This window comes from Arthrobacter sp. MPF02, assembly GCF_046605375.1.
Lineage (GTDB): Bacteria > Actinomycetota > Actinomycetes > Actinomycetales > Micrococcaceae > Arthrobacter.
In genome coordinates this window covers 148,637-164,625 of the sequence record NZ_CP176772.1, presented here as the reverse complement: position 1 = coordinate 164,625, position 15,989 = coordinate 148,637, and the positions used below count along the sequence as shown (strand labels likewise).

Below are 15,989 nucleotides of genomic sequence, written 5' to 3'. Positions count from 1 at the left end.
AGTGGCCATTCGATCGAGATGTTGGCTATTCCAGCAGTCGGTTGCACAGGACGATCTCAGGCGGTTCCCGATGAAGGGATGTTCCGGAACGTGTGTTCGCCGTGGACTGCAAGTTCAGCAAGGGCGGCATCTACGTTCCCGGACTCAACTAGTGAAAGCAGACGACGATGTCGGTTCACGTTTTCTTCCAGGTCTTCGTAGAAGCGCTCACGGGCAATCAGATTTCTGGACATACACACCAGCAACTGTTGTTGCAATGCAGCATAAGTCGCTTCTAGGCGGCGATGCCCAGCAATTCGGATAAGGGCAAAGTGGAAGTCGTATCCAGCCTGCACCAACGCTCCACGGTCTTCGTCACGTGCACAACGAGCCATTTGCTCCAGGGCTTCGCGAGCCGGCACCAAAACATCGGGATCAACAACGGGAATGCCCAGTTCAAACGCCATACGTTCGAGGGCTGAGCGCAGCGTCATGATCTCGTAGACATCGTGATCTGTAAGCGTCGCTACAAAGCTACCCCGACGTGGCCGTGCAACAACCAGGCCTTCGTTTTCCAGGGCTCGAAGTGCTTCGCGCAACGGTGCGCGACTGACATCCAGTTCTACGGTGAGCGGCTCTTCTCGCAGCTGCTCGCCAGGTTTGAGCTCGCCGGCCAAGATTTTCTTGCGGATAGCATCGGCCGCAAGTGCTACGAGGGAAGGTGCCTGCACCCGCCCGCTGGTATCGGGGGTGGCATTGCGAGAAGAACTCGGGAGTGCCAACGGACCCCTTTCGACACTATTAGGTACCTGCAATCACAGGACTAACGCTGCTCTTTTAGTCGGCGCTCTACAGTATACAAAGCCAAGCCTCGCACCGCCCTACTGGCATCTAAGTCCTGCCGCTCTCCCAGAGTTCTTGGTGAAACTTCCTTTGGCTCCCTGCGGTGCAGCACCGGATGCTTTAGACGCTTGCCGACGAAATCGCCCCGCTAGGAGTCGCTCCAACACCTGGGGGCACCCAATTTACAGTCGTGCGCCGTGGGCGATGGGCTGCGAAGGCTTGCGCCCCCCGTGGACCTTCATATACGCGAGGTTGCGACTGCGCGGAGAAGGCTTAGCTCGCGATCACCGGATGTACGGGTTCTGTGGCAGTAGCAAAAAGTTCTTCCGCTCATCCATCTTTTTGTATACAATATACAAGACTGTTGGACCTAGAAGAAAAGGTATGTAATGACAGGCACGGGCAGTGATGCTACGTCGGCGCCGTTAGCGGGAGTGACGGTCTTGGAGGTTGGGGTTTTTATGGCGGTCCCGTTTGCCACCATGCAACTGGCAGATCTTGGCGCCCGCGTTATTAAGATTGAGAACCCGGATGGCGGCGAGCAAACTAGGGCAACAGGGCCGTTAATCAACGGAGAAAGTTCGCCGTTCGTACGGCTTAACCGCAACAAAGAGTCGGTAACCATTGACCTGAAGTCACCCGCAGGAAAGGCTGCCTTCGAAAAACTGGCCCGCGAGGCAGACGTGGTCGTGGAGAATCTGCGCCCTGGGGCTATGCGCCGCCTCGGTCTTACGTATGAGGACCTCGCTCTCGAGAACCGCGGGCTGATTTACGCCTCGGCGTCCGGGTGGGGCCAAGACGGACCGCTGGCCCACCTGCCCGGGTTGGACATTATGGCCCAGGCGCGCAGTGGATTGATGAGCATCACCGGCTACCCTGACCAGCCTCCTGTCAAGACTGGGGTGCCGATTTGTGACCTCACCACGGCACTGTACGTTGCGCTGGCCATCACCTCAGCCCTTTACGAGCGGCGCAGCTCCGGGATAGGCCAGTACATTGACGTGTCACTGCTGGAGTCAGCCGTTTCCTATGCAGTTTGGGAGGCAGGGGCATACTTCGCTGAGGGGGCGGTCGGCGGCCGTCACGGTTCCGCGCACCAGAACCAGGCGCCCTACCAGGCTGTCGTCAGCAAGGACGGTTACGTCACTATCGGGGCCAATACGCCCCGGAACTGGACGTCCTTCTGCAGAGCACTCGATCTCACCGAGCTGCTGGAGGATCCGAAGTATGCCGGGACTTACGACCGCATGCAGAACCGGGTTCCACTGATTGAGTCGATCGAGTCCAGGACTTCCCAATTGACTACCGATGAAATCGTATCGATTCTGAATGAGGCAGGAGTCCCGGTTGCGCCGATTTTGGACTTCGGCCAGGTGTTCAACGATGAGCACCTCGCCGCACGGGAGTTCTTCTGGGACGCCGATCACCCTTCCCTGGGAAAGGTTCGGCAGCTCGGTTCACCCATGCGGTTCTCCCGCACACCAACCGTCCGCCGCAGCGCCGGGCCGGTCCTGGGATCGAGCAACCGTACAGTACTGGCCTCGGTCGGATACGAAGGCGCCGAACTTGGAACGCTGGCCGGAGAAGAAGACGCTCCCGTCCGGATAGCGGGAAGACCATGACCGAAGAACTCCTTATTGAGAAGGTCGGAGCCGTCCTGAACGTCACGTTCAATAGACCCGCCCAACGCAATGCCATGACATGGAACATGTACCAGGGCCTCCATGACGCCTGTGAACGGGCGGACGCTGATGACGACATCCGGATAATGGTGCTGCGGGGAGCAGGCGGCGAATCCTTTGTTGCGGGCACGGACATCTCCCAGTTCGTCGAATTCGACGGCGAACGCGGCCTCGAATACGAGTCCCAGGTCGGCAGCGTCCTGGCCAGGTTGGCGAGGGTAAATGTTCCCGTCGTGGCAGCCATCGAGGGTTACTGCGTCGGTGGCGGACTGAGTATCGCCGCAATGGCCGATATCCGCATCTGCAATGCTTCAGCGACGTTCGGTGTGCCGATCGCACGGACCTTGGGAAACTGCCTTTCCCTCAACACCCTGGCAGTGCTCACACAACTGCTGGGACGGTCCAGAACCGCCGAGATTCTCTTGACAGCTCGTTTGATGCCCGCCGATGAAGCGCTTGCCTGCGGCTTCGTCAGTCTCGTGACGGCCAACATGGACGACGAACTCGACAAGCTCACCGACCGCCTGTCCAATCACGCACCACTGACGATGTGGGCCGTGAAGGAGGGTCTCCGGCGCCTCCACCCAGGTCCGGACCACGACGATGACGACATCGTCAGGGCTGTCTACGGCAGCAACGACTTTGCGTCCGGGGTGCAGGCGTTCCTGGCCAAACAGAAACCAGCCTGGTCAGGCCACTGACCGAACCGGTTCCCGCGGTGAGGCCGGGCAGCGCGGAATAGGCAATATACCCGCTGACGCCGAGATTGAAAAAGCGTCAATTGCGACAGATTCGCCATGACCACAGGGACGCCCCGCCTCCAGTCCCCCGCAATCATCATCCAAGCGCTGATACGACTCAGTGTCCGATACCCCATCAGCCCTTCAAAACTCCCGGCCACTGGCCCACAAAGTAAGGAAAAACCAGATCATGAGTGTCATCACCGGTGTTATGCCCGTGGCCCCTACCATCTTCAGCGAGGATGAGGAGCTCGACCTTGAGGGCCAGCGACGGGTCGTGGACTACCTCGTGGACGGCGGCTCCGATGCCATCTGCATCCTGGCCAACTACTCGGAGCAGTTCTCCCTCACAGACAAGGAACGTGAGGCGGTGCTGCGGGCCACGATGGAGCACGCTGCCGACAGGATCCCCGTGTGCGTCACGATTAGCCATTTCAGCCCTCGCATTGCCCGGGAACGCAGCCTGCAGGCCCAGGACCACGGGGCCCGGATGGTTATGCTGATGCCGCCGTTCTTTGGGGCGACCATGAAGGTCGACGACGACACCATAGTTGAGTATTTCAAACGCGTAGCCGACGGGCTGGAGATCGACATCATGATCCAGGACGCGCCGATGAGCCCGACACTCCTGTCGGTGAACGTCCTGGCCCGGCTGGCACGCGAAGTCCCGCAGGTGAACTACGCCAAGATCGAGATGCCACAGGCCGCGGACAAGATCCGATCCCTCGGCACTGCCACAGGCTCGGACCTCCCCGGGATCTTCGACGGAGAGGAAGCCATCACGCTCATCCCCGACCTGGACGCCGGCGCGCAGGGAACGATGAGCAGCTGCATGGTCCCGGACCAGCTGGGCCACATCGTTCGAGACTTCCATGCCGGCAACCGGGATCAGGCGGTCCGGAACTGGGAGGACCTCCTGCCTCTTATCCACTTCGAGAACCGCCAATGCGGACTCCGGGCCACAAAGGTGCTCATGAAGGAAGGCAACATCATCGACAGCGACAAGACCCGGGCACCCATCGGTGACCTCCACCCCGAAACCCGGTCACATCTGATCGAGATGGCCAAACGCAAAGATCCGCTCGTGCTGCGCTGGGCCTGACATCTGACCTTCCCCGCCGGCAGCGTGTGGCGGCTGCCGGCACGCAGGCAGCTCCCGGAACCATCCACCCCGCCTGGGGCCAACCCACGAGCACCACACCTTCCAACACCAATGAGGAGAACCGGCATGCCCAAAACGGCCCGAATCATCATCACCGACTACGAACTGGACTCAGTCGACATCGAACAGTCCGTCGCCGACCGGCACGGCATAGACCTCGTCCGGGCCCACTGCACCAACGAGGACGAAGTCATCGAAGCCGCCGCCGACGCGGACGGCATCGTCGTTCAGTACGCGCCCATCACTGAAAGGGTCATCAAGGCTCTGCCCCACCTGAAGGCCATCGGCCGCTATGGGGCCGGGGTGGACAATATAGACCTTGCTGCCGCGACAGCACAGGGGGTTGCTGTGTCCAACGTTCCCGACTACGGGATCGACGACGTCAGTGACCACGCCATCGCTCTGGCCGTGGCCCTTGCACGCGGCATCGTAGACCTTGACCGGGGTGTCCGGAGCGGCCGCCACAACCTGCCCTCGGTCCAGCCACTGCACCGGATCTCAACACAGACCTTCGGCGTCGTCGGCCTTGGCCTGATAGGGGCAGCAACAGCCGCCAAGGCCAAAGCCCTGGGCTACACCGTCATCGGCTACGACCCTCTGCGCGCTCCCGGAACCACAACCGAGGAAGGCATCGAAGTGGTCCCGTTCCCGCAGTTGCTGGCCGCCTCCGATGTCGTCTCACTCCACGTGCCACTTAACGAGCACACCAGCCACCTCATCAACGCCCGGACACTGGCACAGATGAAGGAGGGCGCTAGCCTCATCAACACCTGCCGCGGCGGCGTGGTCGACACAGCGGCCCTTATCGACGCGCTGAAAAACAACCACCTGAAAGCCGCCGGGCTGGACGTCTTTGAAGAAGAGCCACTCCCCCTCACCAGCCCCCTGCTCGAACTCGAACGCGTCATCCTCACCCCGCACGTGGCTTGGTACACCGAGCAGTCCTACGAGGAACTTAAACGCCGGACCATCGAGAACGTCATCGACGTCTGCCAGAGCAAACACCCCCGCAACATCCTCAACCCCGCAGTGCTCGCCGGACCCTCCACCTAATACCCCGGCGGAACGGGACCCTGCAGTCAGCGCGATCCGCCGAGCTTGAAGCATTCGAAACCGTAAAACAGCACTCCCATCTATTTTCCGAGGAGCCCCTGCATGAGTGCCGCTTTTAACCTTGCTTCCACAACTGCGGATATGGATCAGACCGCCAGACGCGCCCATGAGGCCTACCTGGCCTCTGCCGCCCGGACCCCCGGCGAGAGGGCTGCCTGGCTCACCGCCCTCGCCGAAGCCCTGCGCTCCAACGCCGACGCACTCGTAGGATTGGCAGTGGCCGAGACCAACCTCACCGAAGCGCGGCTGCGGGGGGAGTTGCGGCGCACCGCTTTCCAACTTGACCTCTTCGCCGAGGAGCTACGATCCGGTGTTGTCCTGGAGGCCACCATTGACCACGCGGATCCTGACTGGGGCATGGGCCCGCGCCCGGACATCCGCCGGGTCAACGTGCCCCTGGGCGTGATCGGAGTTTTCGGAGCATCCAACTTCCCCTTCGCATTCAGCGTCATCGGCGGGGACAGCGCCTCCGCACTGGCCGCAGGATGCGCCGTGCTGCACAAAATCCACCCCGGACACGAGAACCTGGCGCGGCGCACCGCCGACATCGTGATCGCTGCACTGGAAAGAGCCGGTGCCCCCAAAGGACTGTTCGCTGTCATCGAAGGTCGGGAAGCGGCGGTAGCGATGGTGGAGCATCCGCTGGTCAAGGCGATTGGCTTCACGGGTTCCACAGCCGGCGGCCGTGCCCTCTACGACATCGCCACCAGCCGGCCCGAACCCATCCCCTTCTATGGGGAGCTCGGCAGCATCAACCCCGTCTTTGTCCTGCCGCAGGCGTGGCGGCGCCGCTCGGCCGAGATTCTCAACGGCTACGCCGAATCCTTCACCCTGGGGATGGGCCAGTTCTGCACCAAGCCCGGAGTGCTGTTCGTCCCCAACGACAGTGACGACGAAGCGATCCGCGCCGGCCTTGCAGACACCCTCGCTGATGTCCAGCCCGGCAAGCTGCTCACCCCCGCACTGCGCGATTCTTATGCGTCAGCCCTTGCCGCCGTCGCTGGCGTCCGCGGAGTTCAGGTGCTCTTGCCCGGTTCCGATGAGGATGCCCCGGCTCCGACCGTCCTTGCCGTCAAGTCCGGGCAGGTTGTCCGGACACCTGAAGTGCTGCACCGGGAAATCTTCGGCCCAGCCACCCTCCTGGTCCGCTACCAGAGCGCGGCCGAGCTGCCGGTCCTGGCTGAACTGATGGGAGGACAACTGACAGCCACCATCCACGGCGATGACGACGACGACACTGCCGCCTTGGTCAACACCCTTACAGGTAAAGCTGGACGAGTGCTTTTCAACGGATGGCCCACGGGGGTAACCGTCTCCTACGCCCAACACCACGGCGGCCCATACCCCGCCACCACCGCCGCCAGCGCAACCTCCGTGGGCACCGGATCGATCGGGCGATTCATGCGCCCGGTCGCCTACCAAGACCTTCCGGACCCGGCCCTGCCGCCTTCCCTGCAGGAAGCCAACCCCTGGGGCATCGCCCGCCGCGTCAACGGACGCTTCCAGTCAAACGGCCGACGGTAACTGGAACAGTCAGTAAGGAGGAACTAGAAGCTCCGAGACACGAAAGATTTGCGCCACAATCGTAGAGGATCCATGAAGTACGGTTCAGTGGGTAGAATATCTCCTATGAGTACTTCGCCCGCTGCAGGCAAAAACGGTTTCTCCAGGCGTGTCCTGCGGGATGAGGTGTTTGACTACATTGTGGACCTCCTGCTGGGCGGAGGGCTTGAGCCAGGATCTCCCTTGAATATCGATTCGCTCGCCCGCCAGCTTGACGTCTCCCCTACGCCAATCCGGGAGGCGCTTGTGCAGCTGGAGCATACGGGTCTTGTGCGTCGTGTCGCTTTAAAGGGCTACAAGGTTGCCCCGCCATTGAGCGAGGAGCAAATGAAGGAACTTTTTGATGCACGCAGCGTCGTGGAAGTGGCGGCCGTTCAGCGCGCCGCAGGACACCTTGAGCAATTGCTGCCCGCACTTGCCGAGGCCCATCAGCAGCACCGCCTGGCTGCCGGACTGTTTCAAGACATGGACCCCACCGCCCGGGCCGCCGGCTACCGCAAATACTTTGAGGCCGACTGGAATTTTCATGAAACTATCCTGCGGAACTGCGGAAACCGCTACCTGCAGCAGATGGCCCAATCGACCAGCACGCACACGCACCGGATGCGGCAGAGCGCAACGGAAGGCTCAAATGACACCGCTCTGGCGTTGGCCGAGCATGAGGCTGTTCTTGCGGCATTCCAGTCCGGCAATATCGCCGCAGCTGCTAAGGCCATGGAGGCCCACATCAGCAATGCCCGTACGCGTGCCCTCAACGTGAGCCAGCCGTAGGGTCACACCTGAGAAGCATTTGCTTCCGGGCTATGACTGGTGTCACACTTGTCCGTAGATCAAATAGGATCTTCGATATTTGAATGCAGTACCCCACTTTTGGTTGTCAAAGGAGATAAACAGTGTCGAAAGTATCTAAGGCTGTAGGAGTAACGGGCCTCTTCACCGCAGGAATGCTGGCTCTGACCGGCTGCGGCGCCAATGCAGGCAGCGCCGCCCAGGGGCAGGGTTACACCCCCAAGGGTGATGTCACTATGACGGTTCCCTTTGGAGCCGGTGGCGGCAGCGACCTCTCAGGCCGGGCGATCGCCGCCGGACTGGAAGACATCACCGGCGTAAATATCAATACCGAGAACCGCGAGGGCGGGTCCGGGGCTGTCGGTTACGCAAGTTTCCTCGCCCAGGAAGGCAAACCGGAACATCTGCTCGCCACCGAAACGGCGATGCTTGCACTGCCACTGACCCAGGACGTTCCCTTCACCTACGAATCCTTCACCCCGATCATGAAGCTCGGCGATGACTACACGATTCTGACGGTCAAACCCGATTCCCCCTACAACACTTGTGATGAGGTCGTAAAGGCAGCGGGAAGTGGCCGGGTTGTTGCTGCTGTTTCGGGTTCCACCAGCCTGGACGAGATTGTCTTTACCTTGATCGAGCAGGAAGAGGGCGTGAAATTCGACCGGGTTCCCTACGAGTCGGGTAATGAAGTAGTTGCAGGTCTTCTCGGCGGTCAGGTCGACGTGATCTCCGTAAACCCCGGCGAGGTCCTTGGCCAGCTCGAAGCCGGCACCTTGAAGCCCTTGTGCGCCGTTGCGGACAAGCGGTACGAGTTCGACGCCCTGAAGGATATTCCCACCGCAACCGAGCAAGGCATCGACGTATCTTTCGCCCAGTTCCGCGGTTTTATCGCACCGGGCAACATCACGGCCGAACAGAAGCAGTACTGGATCGACGCTGCGAAGAAGTTCGCGGAGACCGACGGCTACAAGAAGTACATCGAGGAAAATTTGCTGCAGGCCAATGCGGTCTACGGAGATGACTTCAAGACATACCTGGCCGGAAACTCCGAAGACCTCGCCAAGGTGCTGGGCAAGTAAACCATGCATCACGCGATCCAAAAATTTCTCCCCAACGCGGTCATCATCGCCCTCGGCATCGCCGCCACAGTCGTGGCCGCGGGCTACGGCGTCGTGGGTGATGACGGCCGCATGGGACCGGGGTTCCTCCCGGCGGCCGCCGGGTCATTGATGGCAGTGTTCGCCGCGATGAACGCAGTGACGTCCGGGAGGAAGCGAAGCGCCACCTTGGAAAGCGTGGTGGAGGACCGTATTCCAGGCATCGACCATGACGAAGCCTCCCAGGACCTGGCTGCCGAGAGCGACGACCGGGACATCTACGGCCGAACGCAACGCCAACGGGACAAAATGCTCTGGACTGTCCTCGGGATCATTTTTGCCACGGTCCTGTTGGTCCCGTTGCTGGGCTTCATGCTCGCTTTCGCCGTCATGCTCGTGGTGGTCGCCGTCGTCGTCGAACGACGCAAAATTCTTCCCTCATTGGCCGTCAGTGCGGTCACGCTCGCCGCCACCTACGCGGTCTTCGTCTTGTTCCTCCGAGTGCCGCTGCCTCAGGGCATCCTCGGAATCTAGGAGAACACAATGCTCGACAATCTCATGCTCGGTTTTTCAACCGCGCTGACGTTCGAAAACCTGCTGTGGTGTTTCCTGGGGGTTCTGGTCGGAACTGTCATCGGGCTGATGCCCGGTCTGGGTTCGACCACGGGCATCGCCATCCTGATTCCGCTCACGCTGGGTATGGAGCCGGTCACGGCCCTCATCATGCTGGCCGGCATTTACTATGGCGCCCAGTACGGCGGCACCATCACTTCCGTCCTCATATCCACCCCGGGGGAAGCTGCGAGTGTGGTGACCACCCTGGACGGCTACAAGATGGCACGCCAGGGACGGGCGGGCTCCGCACTGGCCATCGCCGCAATCGGCTCCTTCATCGCCGCGATCATTTCGCTGGGGCTGCTCATGGCACTGGCACCGCCCTTCGCCCAATTCGCCCTGAACTTCGGACCGGTGGAAAACCTTGCCATCATGATCCTGGGCCTGATCACCGTGGTCAGCTTCGCAGGCGGCTCAATGTCAAAGGGCCTCATGATGGTCGCAGCCGGCCTGCTCATCAGCACCGTAGGTATCGCCTCGGGCTTCAGCCAGGCACGGTTTACTTTCGGTAACGTCAACCTGCTCGGCGGCATCCCGTTTGTTGAAGTCATGATCGGTCTTTTTGCCCTGGGCGAGGTCCTGCACCAAATCAGGGTCGGCGCGGCAGCCCCCATCCGGGCACGGTTCAAGGACATGATGCTGAGCCGGAAAGACCTCACCAAGTCGATGCCGTCCATCTTCCGGGGCAGCTTCATCGGCTTCCTCCTCGGCTGCCTCCCGGGCGCCGGGTCCACCCTCGCATCCTTCCTCTCCTATGGAGTGGAGAAGCGGGTGTCCAAGAACAAGGACAACTTCGGCAAGGGCGCGATCGAAGGCGTGGCATCACCTGAAAGCGCCAACAACGCCGCCGCCAACGCCAACTTCGTTCCCACCCTGGCCCTCGGCATTCCCGGCGGCGGCACCACCGCCGTACTCCTGGGCGCCTTCACAATCTACGGGCTCCAGCCGGGGCCGCTCCTGTTCGAACAGCAGCCAACCCTGGTTTGGGGATTGCTGGTCTCGTTCTTCATCGGCAACGTCATGCTCTTGGTCCTGAACCTACCGCTGGCACCGGTGTTCGCGCAGATGCTGCGAATACCTTACGCCTACCTTTACCCGATCATCATCCTCACCAGCCTGGTGGGCGCCTACTCCGTCAGCAACAACATGTTCAGCGTCTGGCTGGTGGTCATCTTCGGCGTCATCGGCTTCTTCATGAAGGAACTCGACCTGCCGGTTGCCCCGCTGGTCCTGGGCGTCGTCCTCGGCCCGCTGCTGGAAAAGTCGCTGGTGCAAACTTCGGCACTTGGCCAGGGAAATTTCATGATCATGTTCCAGAGCCCGATTTCCATCACTATCCTGCTGCTCGCCGCCCTGCTCGCCGTGGGCCCCTGGCTCATGAGCCGCTTCAAGTCCGCGCCCGCAGCCACAAAGGATCTCACCCATGTATGACAGCACCACCTGGCCCATCGCCGCAGCGCTGCTGCAGTTCCCCGGCACCCTGCCGGATGGCACCTCCGTCCAGGACCAGCCCGCCGAAGAATGGGTCCGGACCCTCCGTGAAGTGCGCAGCGTCGGTTTCGACGCAGTGGACCTTACCGACAGCTGGTTAAAACCGGCAAACCTCTCCACTCACAGGCTGGCCGAATTCAAGGAAGCACTCCGGACGTGCGGCCTCACCGCGCCCGTACTGTCCATCGTCCGCACCAGCGTTGTGGATCCCGTGGCAGGAGAGGCCAACTTTGACTACACCCTGCGCTCGGTGGAAGTTGCCGCGGAACTGGGTGTAAACACCCTTTCCCTGGGCCTGCACCAGCAGCTGACACCGGAGCAGCGTCAGAGACTGTGGTTCTGGACCGCGCAGGGCGCAGGCGACCCGCCCGGCGACGCCGACACCTGGCGGGTGGCCGTGCAACGGTTCCGGGAGATCGGCAAACGGGCAGCCGAGTACGGGATGTTGGTGTCCCTCGAACTCTACGAGGACACCTACCTTGGCACGGCCGACAGTGCGGTCCGCCTCATTGAGGACATCGGCCTGCCGAACGTAGGGATCAACCCGGACATCGGCAACCTGGTCCGGCTGCACCGGCCCATCGAGAGCTGGCAGGACATCCTGCACAAGACCCTGCCCTACGCCAACTACTGGCAGGTCAAGAACTACTTCCGGGACGAAAACCCCGACACCGGTACCGTCACCTCCAGCCCCGCACCACTGGAACTTGGCTTCATCAACTACCGCCAGGCAGTGCGCGAGGCACTCGCGGCCGGCTTCAGCGGAGTGTTCTGCTGTGAACACTACGGCGGAGACGGACTGGGAGTCAGCGCAATGAACCAGCGCTACCTCCGAACCCTGCTTGAATCAGCGCTGCAGACAAGCACCACCGACCCCTACATCAAGGAAAAAGTCTCATGACAGCCCTGCAGTCAGACGCAGCCACATTCGCGGCGGACATGCTCATCGGTTTCGAAGCCGCCAACCGCCGCTACGTTAAAGCCGTAGACGGCGGGGTTGTCCGGTCCACGGTTATCCCGGAAGGAAACGTCGGCCTCGTCATAGGCGGAGGATCAGGACATTACCCGGCCTTCGCCGGCTTGGTCGGCCACGGGCTGGCAGCCGGCGCCGTGTGCGGCAACATCTTCGCTTCACCCTCCGCCTCGCAAATCTCACGCATCGCCAGGACCGTGCACCGCGGCGCCGGAGTGCTCCTTGGGTACGGGAACTACGCCGGCGATGTTCTGCACTTTGGGCTGGCCCAGGAACAGCTGCGGGCAGCAGGGATGGATGTGCGCTCCATCGCCGTCACTGACGACATCGCCAGCGCGCCGAAAGAGGAACTGCACAAGCGCCGCGGCATTGCCGGTGACCTGACAGTTTTCAAGGTGGCCGGTGCGGCGGCTGAAGCCGGGCAGACCCTGGACGATGTGGAACGTATCGCCCGCCGTGCAAACCATCGCACCCGCAGCCTCGGCGTCGCGTTCTCCGGCTGCACCCTGCCCGGCGCCAGCAGGCCGCTGTTCACCGTACCGGAAGGAAAGATGGCCGTCGGCATGGGCATCCACGGTGAGCCCGGCATATCCGAGGCACCCTTGCCCACCCCGGACGAGCTGGCCGAACTGCTGGTAGATGCCCTCCTGAAAGACGTCCCGGAGGACCCCGGAACCCGGGTGGCCGTCCTTCTGAACGGTCTGGGCACGGTGAAATACGACGAACTTTTTGTCCTCTTCGGCAAGGTCAACAACCTGCTCACCGGACACGGTCTTGACGTGGTGCAGCCTGAATGCGGCGAACTGGTCACCAGCCTGGACATGGCAGGTGTTTCCCTGACGCTGTTCTGGCTTGATGATGAACTGGAAACACTCTGGGCAGCACCGGCAGATTCCCCCGCCTACCGCAAAGGCAGCATTAGCGCCGAACAGGATCTGGCCGGCTACGAAGAACTGGCTCTCGATACCGGTTCCCCTGCTGAAAGCGAAACCCTGGTGGCGGCTGCGACGCTGGGTGTGCGGCTGTTCAAAGCCGTGAACGATCTGCTCACCGCCGCCGAAGAGGAACTCGGCGATCTGGACGCAGTGGCCGGCGACGGTGACCACGGAATCGGCATGCAAAGAGGCGCGCACGCCGCTGCCCAAGCGGCGGAACAGGCCGCAGCCCGGGGGGAGGGCCTCGCTGCCGTTACCCGTGCTGGCGGTGAAGCCTGGGCTGAACAAGCAGGCGGAACATCCGGAGCCCTCTGGGGCGCGGCCATCTGCGCCGCCGCCGCTTCCCTGCTCGGCAGTACAGAACTGACCCGGCAAACGGCCCTGGACGCCGTCGATGCCGGTCTCCTGGCTATGCGCACGCTCGGTAAGGCCGAACCCGGCGACAAAACCATGATCGACGCCTTCGTTCCATTCGCCGACACACTCCGCCTCGGCTTGGACAATGGATCGACCCTGGAACAGGCATGGGAAAAGGCAGCTGCGGCGGCCACGGCCGCGGCCGCAGCAACAGCAGCACTCAGGCCAAACCTCGGCAGGGCCCGGCCACTGGCGGAAAAAAGCCTCGGCCACCCCGATGCCGGAGCCATATCCCTCGCGATGGTAGTCACCACCATCGGCAACAGCATGGTGAAGGAAGGAACCCATGGATAAGAAACTGCGGATCGTCATTGGATCCGACGATGCCGGGCTTGAATACAAGGAAGCGCTTAAAGCGGACCTGCTGGCCAACCCCCTGGTCGAAGAGGTCATCGACGTCGGAGTTACGGGCAACGAATCCACGGACTACCCCCACATCGCCGTTGAAGCCGCCCGCAAAGTCGCCGAAGGGGAGGCAGACCGGGGCCTGCTGATCTGCGGCACCGGGCTGGGCGTGGCCATCGCAGCGAACAAAGTTAAAGGCATCCGGGCCGCAACCGCGCACGACAGCTACTCCGTGGAACGGCTTATCCTGAGCAACAACGCCCAGATCCTCACCATGGGCCAGCGCGTCATCGGGCTCGAACTCGCCCGCCGCCTGACAGCCGAATGGCTGACCTACACCTTCAACCCCGCCTCCGCGTCAGCCAGCAAGGTTAACGCCATCTGCTCCTATGAGGAAGTAACAGCATGAACACCACCCCGCTCCCCCGCATCGCACTCACCCTCGGCGACCCCGCCGGTGTAGGCCCGGAACTGGCCGTCAAACTTCTGGCCAAGCCCGAAACCACCCAGGCAGCCGAAGTCTACGTCCTCGCCGACGCCGCCGAACTCAAAGCCGCCGCCCAGGCAGCAGGAGTCGAAATCCCGCTCAGCGACACGCCCAAGCCCGGGTTCGCCGTCCTCCTCGACGACAATTCAGCCCCCGCCGAGCCCATCCCGGCCAAGCAGGTCTCCCAGGCGGCCGGGGCCAGGACCCTCCACCAACTCACCCGCGCCGTAGCAATGGCAAACGCCGGCGAGGTCGAAGCCATCCTCTTCACCCCATTGAACAAGACCAGCCTCAAACTCGGCGGCATGCACGAAGAAGACGAACTGCGCTGGTTCGCCAAGGAACTGAACTACGACGGCACCACCAGCGAACTGAACGTCCTTCCCGGCCTTTGGACCGCCCGGGTCACCTCCCACATCCCCGTCAGCGAAGTGGCCGAACGGATCACCGCGCCCAACGTCACCAACGCCATCCGGCTCCTGCACTCAGTCCTCGTCGACTCCGGGCTGGAAAACCCCCGGATCGCGGTCTGCGCCCTCAACCCGCACGCCGGCGAAAACGGCAACTTCGGACGCGAAGAGATCGACCACATCGCACCGGGAATCGAAGACGCCCGCACCGAAGGGATTGACGCCACAGGACCGTTCCCGTCCGACACCGTCTTCCTCGCCGCCAAGCGCGGAGACTTCGACGGTGTTGTCACCATGTACCACGACCAGGGCCAAATCGCCATGAAACTCATCGGCTTCGACCGCGGCGTGACCATTCAGGGCGGACTCCCCATCGTCATCGCAACCCCGGCCCACGGCACCGCCTTCGACATCGTCGGCAAAAACATCGCCAACCTCGGCGCAACGGAACACGCCTTCGAACTGGCGGTCGCCGTAGGTTCCCGGATCCGCGCCGCCAAGGCGGCCGTCTGACATGACAACTGAGAGCATCACCATCGGCATCAGCACCAAAATGTACCTCGGCTATGAAACGTCCAAGGTATGGCTAAAGGCTGTTACTGCCCTGGCAGCGGCCAGCAAGGAAGTACAGACCGGCCGGGTGGAGCTCTTCGTCGCCCCCTCTTTCCCCATCCTGGAAAGCAGCATCGGATTAACCCAGGGAACGCCTGTCCTCGTGGCGGCGCAAAACGCTTCGGACCAGGACGCCGGGGCCCTCACAGGCGAAGTGAGCCCGGCGTTCCTGGCCGAAATGGGCGTGGCCATCGTGGAACTTGGCCACGCCGAGCGGCGCCGCCATTTCGGGGAAGATGACGGCATGGTGGCCCGGAAAGTCGCCGCAGCACAACGAAACGGGCTGCGGCCCCTGTTATGCATCGGGGAAGAACAGCAGCAAAAGCCGGAAGCCGCAGCCCTGGCCTGCCTTGAACAGATCAGGACTGCAAACATCAACGTCGAAGGTCCCCAACCGGTCATCGCCTACGAACCGGTATGGGCTATCGGCGCACCCCAACCCGCAGACCCTGATTACGTCTGCGCTGTCGCAGACCACCTAAGACAGGGCCTGGATACCGAACACACCCTGCTGTACGGCGGCAGCGCAGGACCGGGACTCCTGCCAAATCTGTACCCCCACGTTGACGGACTCTTCCTGGGACGCTTCGCCCATGACCCGCGAAACATCGCACTGATACTCGAAGAAGCAAGTGCCATCATCGCGGATGCAATTAGTCTGCGGCCGATCACGGCCTTGTGAAGTTTCCTGGGTTCAAATGTCCCGGGCAGTGGTCTAGGGAGAGCAGCCCTT

Annotated in this window: 15 protein-coding genes; 14 read left to right on the top strand and 1 reads right to left on the bottom strand. The window is 62.1% G+C overall.

Features of this window, described 5'->3' with window-relative positions; genetic code table 11:
* Positions 1–56: 56 nt before the first annotated feature.
* Positions 57–761, bottom strand: a complete 705-nt coding sequence (locus ACLH0K_RS00750) for a GntR family transcriptional regulator (RefSeq protein WP_411374975.1) — start codon at positions 759–761, stop codon at positions 57–59.
* Positions 762–1,283: 522 nt separating this feature from the next.
* Between ACLH0K_RS00750 and ACLH0K_RS00745 the strand changes: the two genes are divergently transcribed.
* The 14 genes from ACLH0K_RS00745 (at position 1,284) to ACLH0K_RS00680 (ending at position 15,938) form a co-directional block, all read left to right on the top strand.
* On the top strand, positions 1,284–2,444 hold the full coding sequence (locus ACLH0K_RS00745) for a CaiB/BaiF CoA transferase family protein (protein ID WP_411374974.1): 1,161 nt from the start codon (positions 1,284–1,286) through the stop codon (positions 2,442–2,444).
* Positions 2,441–3,205: an enoyl-CoA hydratase gene (locus tag ACLH0K_RS00740; protein ID WP_411374973.1), complete on the top strand. Its 765-nt coding sequence runs from the start codon at positions 2,441–2,443 to the stop codon at positions 3,203–3,205. The genes ACLH0K_RS00745 and ACLH0K_RS00740 overlap by 4 nt, the downstream gene beginning before the upstream one ends.
* Before the next feature lie 229 nt (positions 3,206–3,434).
* Positions 3,435–4,346, top strand: coding sequence for a dihydrodipicolinate synthase family protein (locus tag ACLH0K_RS00735; protein WP_411374972.1), 912 nt, complete (start codon positions 3,435–3,437; stop codon positions 4,344–4,346).
* 126 nt (positions 4,347–4,472) lie between these two features.
* The gene (locus tag ACLH0K_RS00730; RefSeq protein ID WP_411374971.1) at positions 4,473–5,459 is read left to right on the top strand and encodes a C-terminal binding protein; all 987 of its coding nucleotides are present in this window, start codon (positions 4,473–4,475) and stop codon (positions 5,457–5,459) included.
* A 141-nt stretch (positions 5,460–5,600) separates the two neighbouring features.
* On the top strand, positions 5,601–7,043 hold the full coding sequence (locus ACLH0K_RS00725; RefSeq protein ID WP_411374970.1) for an aldehyde dehydrogenase (NADP(+)): 1,443 nt from the start codon (positions 5,601–5,603) through the stop codon (positions 7,041–7,043).
* A 165-nt stretch (positions 7,044–7,208) separates the two neighbouring features.
* The gene (locus ACLH0K_RS00720) at positions 7,209–7,853 is read left to right on the top strand and encodes a GntR family transcriptional regulator (RefSeq protein ID WP_411374969.1); all 645 of its coding nucleotides are present in this window, start codon (positions 7,209–7,211) and stop codon (positions 7,851–7,853) included.
* Positions 7,854–7,975: 122 nt separating this feature from the next.
* Complete coding sequence (locus ACLH0K_RS00715; protein ID WP_411374968.1) at positions 7,976–8,953, top strand: tripartite tricarboxylate transporter substrate binding protein; 978 nt, start codon at positions 7,976–7,978, stop codon at positions 8,951–8,953.
* Between the two features lie 3 nt (positions 8,954–8,956).
* The gene (locus tag ACLH0K_RS00710) at positions 8,957–9,505 is read left to right on the top strand and encodes a tripartite tricarboxylate transporter TctB family protein (protein ID WP_411374967.1); all 549 of its coding nucleotides are present in this window, start codon (positions 8,957–8,959) and stop codon (positions 9,503–9,505) included.
* Between the two features lie 9 nt (positions 9,506–9,514).
* Entirely contained in the window at positions 9,515–11,017 is a 1,503-nt protein-coding gene (locus tag ACLH0K_RS00705) for a tripartite tricarboxylate transporter permease (protein ID WP_411374966.1), read from the top strand.
* Positions 11,010–11,978: a sugar phosphate isomerase/epimerase family protein gene (locus ACLH0K_RS00700; RefSeq protein ID WP_411374965.1), complete on the top strand. Its 969-nt coding sequence runs from the start codon at positions 11,010–11,012 to the stop codon at positions 11,976–11,978. Before ACLH0K_RS00705 ends, ACLH0K_RS00700 begins: the two co-directional genes overlap by 8 nt.
* Positions 11,975–13,696: a dihydroxyacetone kinase family protein gene (locus ACLH0K_RS00695; RefSeq protein WP_411374964.1), complete on the top strand. Its 1,722-nt coding sequence runs from the start codon at positions 11,975–11,977 to the stop codon at positions 13,694–13,696. The genes ACLH0K_RS00700 and ACLH0K_RS00695 overlap by 4 nt, the downstream gene beginning before the upstream one ends.
* A complete protein-coding gene (locus tag ACLH0K_RS00690; RefSeq protein WP_411374963.1) occupies positions 13,689–14,156 on the top strand; it encodes a ribose-5-phosphate isomerase in 468 nt (155 codons plus the stop codon). Before ACLH0K_RS00695 ends, ACLH0K_RS00690 begins: the two co-directional genes overlap by 8 nt.
* Positions 14,153–15,157: a 4-hydroxythreonine-4-phosphate dehydrogenase PdxA gene (locus tag ACLH0K_RS00685; RefSeq protein WP_411374962.1), complete on the top strand. Its 1,005-nt coding sequence runs from the start codon at positions 14,153–14,155 to the stop codon at positions 15,155–15,157. Before ACLH0K_RS00690 ends, ACLH0K_RS00685 begins: the two co-directional genes overlap by 4 nt.
* A gap of 1 nt (position 15,158) precedes the next feature.
* Positions 15,159–15,938, top strand: a complete 780-nt coding sequence (locus ACLH0K_RS00680) for a triose-phosphate isomerase family protein (protein ID WP_411374961.1) — start codon at positions 15,159–15,161, stop codon at positions 15,936–15,938.
* Positions 15,939–15,989: the final 51 nt, after the last annotated feature.

Coding starts and splice junctions, on each gene's coding strand:
- ACLH0K_RS00745 (WP_411374974.1), top strand. CDS start 1,284: ATGGCGGTCCCGTTTGCCACCATGCAACTGGCAGATCTTGGCGCCCGC.
- ACLH0K_RS00740 (WP_411374973.1), top strand. CDS start 2,441: ATGACCGAAGAACTCCTTATTGAGAAGGTCGGAGCCGTCCTGAACGTC.
- ACLH0K_RS00735 (WP_411374972.1), top strand. CDS start 3,435: ATGAGTGTCATCACCGGTGTTATGCCCGTGGCCCCTACCATCTTCAGC.
- ACLH0K_RS00730 (WP_411374971.1), top strand. CDS start 4,473: ATGCCCAAAACGGCCCGAATCATCATCACCGACTACGAACTGGACTCA.
- ACLH0K_RS00725 (WP_411374970.1), top strand. CDS start 5,601: ATGGATCAGACCGCCAGACGCGCCCATGAGGCCTACCTGGCCTCTGCC.
- ACLH0K_RS00710 (WP_411374967.1), top strand. CDS start 8,957: ATGCATCACGCGATCCAAAAATTTCTCCCCAACGCGGTCATCATCGCC.
- ACLH0K_RS00705 (WP_411374966.1), top strand. CDS start 9,515: ATGCTCGACAATCTCATGCTCGGTTTTTCAACCGCGCTGACGTTCGAA.
- ACLH0K_RS00700 (WP_411374965.1), top strand. CDS start 11,010: ATGTATGACAGCACCACCTGGCCCATCGCCGCAGCGCTGCTGCAGTTC.
- ACLH0K_RS00695 (WP_411374964.1), top strand. CDS start 11,975: ATGACAGCCCTGCAGTCAGACGCAGCCACATTCGCGGCGGACATGCTC.
- ACLH0K_RS00690 (WP_411374963.1), top strand. CDS start 13,689: ATGGATAAGAAACTGCGGATCGTCATTGGATCCGACGATGCCGGGCTT.
- ACLH0K_RS00685 (WP_411374962.1), top strand. CDS start 14,153: ATGAACACCACCCCGCTCCCCCGCATCGCACTCACCCTCGGCGACCCC.
- ACLH0K_RS00680 (WP_411374961.1), top strand. CDS start 15,159: ATGACAACTGAGAGCATCACCATCGGCATCAGCACCAAAATGTACCTC.